The organism is Streptococcus mitis, assembly GCF_001579035.1.
Lineage (GTDB): Bacteria > Bacillota > Bacilli > Lactobacillales > Streptococcaceae > Streptococcus > Streptococcus mitis_J.
On the sequence record NZ_KQ970287.1, the window covers coordinates 160,370 to 162,775 of the forward strand.

2 protein-coding genes are annotated in these 2,406 nt (G+C 33.6%); both read left to right on the forward strand.

Annotated elements, in window-relative coordinates; translation table 11 throughout:
• Nucleotides 1-33: 33 nt before the first annotated feature.
• The gene (locus SMIDD26_RS05235; protein WP_061439336.1) at nucleotides 34-708 is read left to right on the forward strand and encodes a DUF6678 family protein; all 675 of its coding nucleotides are present in this window, start codon (nucleotides 34-36) and stop codon (nucleotides 706-708) included.
• Nucleotides 709-1,319: 611 nt separating this feature from the next.
• A complete protein-coding gene (locus SMIDD26_RS05240; protein ID WP_061439339.1) occupies nucleotides 1,320-2,159 on the forward strand; it encodes an NAD(P)H-hydrate dehydratase in 840 nt (279 codons plus the stop codon).
• The last annotated feature ends 247 nt before the right edge of the window (nucleotides 2,160-2,406 follow it).

Consider the following 2,406-nt stretch of genomic DNA (forward strand, 5'->3'; position numbering starts at 1 on the left):
TAAATTTGAAGGTGTAAGTAAAAATAGTGATAGATGAAACTAATAAATGATATTTTATGTGAAAAACTAAATCCGAGAAGTGGAGTTATCAAAATAAGTAGTTCTAATGATGAAGATAGAATTTATTTCGATATAAGTTGGGAGGGAGATTTCCATTTTATAGTTACTGGTTGGGTGCATTACGGGTGGTATTATGTACAAAGAGATAAACAATGTATATCGCCATCTTATGTTTATAAAGAAATAGATGATAGATCGTTATCTGTTATGCAACACATTATAGACGAAATTGAAAATGGGAAATATAACAACAAAAAAACTGAAAAAGAAAAAATTAAACAGGTTCTTGAAGAAAGAAATCTAACCTCTTTTATGAACAATACAAAATGGAAAGAACTGATAGATTCCATCATGGAGAACATGAGAGATATCCCGATACAATATAAGATGTTTTTTGATGAAGAAGAGCCTAGCATGTATTGGACGATTGATACTGATGAACATTTTTTTCATATAAATATGAGAATTGTTGAATGGTTTAAAATTAGAAGTGAACTTGAGAAAGTTCTTGGTCAAGGGCGTTTAATTAAGCCAAAGATAGGTGTTACTGATAAAAAATCAGAAATAGAGTGTATGCTTAATAGATTTAGTATTCCTTATGAATATGATGATATTGAAAAATGTTTTATTATTTTTGGGTATAGATAATGAAAATTGAAAATTAGGAGTTAAAGGAGTAATTGTTCCATTTAATAGAATAGTTTGTTGTGATACTCTAAAATATCCGACTATAAATATGAGATGCGGTTAGGCTATGAATTAGTTTTTAAATATGATTTTTTTGTATAGTTTTTGGGAAGAATGTGTTGTTATCACTGATAAGTTTTAGCAGCAAGGATGATAAAAATATTCGGATATCACAACTGAAAAAGGCTTGGTCAACGCCTAACCAAAGCGATAAAACAGAAGAGGAAATGTGGAAGTCTTATCAAAAAATTGCAAACAGATAAACTTTTGAGAAACTATGCAATATAGAAGAGATTGCAAATGAATCTGATATAGTAAATAAAAAATCGGAAAATAGTTACCACCTTATCGCTCTGTACAAAATGATTGGATACGGAGTTACAGGGTTTTATCCTGCCTTGAAAGAAAATAAAGATGAGCTGGAGAGAAAAATCGAAGAATACATTATGTGCTTAAGAACAAATCCCAGTTTGTTGGATCAGTAACTAAATATAAATTTTAAATTTTTTAATTTTTAATAAGGAGGTTTGCGCCTCCTTTTTGTTGTATAATAAAAGTGAGAAGGAAAAAGGATGAAAGTGATTGATCAAACCTTACTAGGAAAAGTTATTATTGAACGTTCTCGTACAAGTCATAAAGGAAACTACGGTCGTTTGCTGTTGCTGGGTGGAACTTATCCTTATGGTGGTGCCATCATCATGGCTGCACTAGCTGCTGTTAAGAGTGGTGCAGGATTGGTGACCGTTGGTACAGACAGGGAAAATATCTCAGCTTTGCACAGCCATATACCTGAGACTATGGCCTTTTCTCTTCAAGATAAGCAATTGTTAAAAGAGCAATTAGAGAAGGCAGAAGTTGTCTTAGTGGGGCCTGGTTTACGGGACGATACCTTTGGAGAAAATCTAGTAAAACAGGTCTTTGCTGGCTTAAAACAGAATCAGATTTTGATTGTAGACGGAGGTGCCTTGACCATTCTTGCTAGGACAAGTTTGTCATTTCCCTCAAGCCAGCTTATCCTAACTCCTCACCAAAAAGAATGGGAAAAATTATCTGGAATTACGATTGAAAAGCAAAAGGAAGATGCAACGGCTAGTATCCTGCCTTCCTTTCCTCAAGGAACAATTTTGGTAGAGAAAGGTCCAGCGACTCGTATTTGGCAAGCTGGTCAGTCTGATTATTACCAGTTACAGGTTGGTGGTCCTTATCAGGCGACTGGTGGTATGGGAGATACTTTGGCTGGAATGATTGCAGGATTTGTGGGCCAATTCCGACAAGCTAGTCTTTACGAGCGTGTGGCAGTAGCGACCCATCTTCATTCAGCCATAGCCCAAGAACTAGCTCAAGAACAGTATGTGGTTTTGCCAACGGAGATTAGTAATTGTATTCCTAAAGTAATGAAAAGATATGTCTAAAATAGTTAGACAAAAAATGTTGATAATTTGTATCATTATTCTTAATTTACAAAAAACGAACGTTTAGTATTCTTCTTGCTAAGAAACTAAATTTGTTCGTTTTTTTACTCTTGTAAATCTATTTTTGTTAGAGTTGATTTGCTTTACATCCGTACTTAAAGTGATTTGTCAGAGCTCTGCTTTTATTAAAAAAATTCAATTTCAAGGATAAATGAGCAGTATTCTAAAGGTACTTTTAGATGAAATA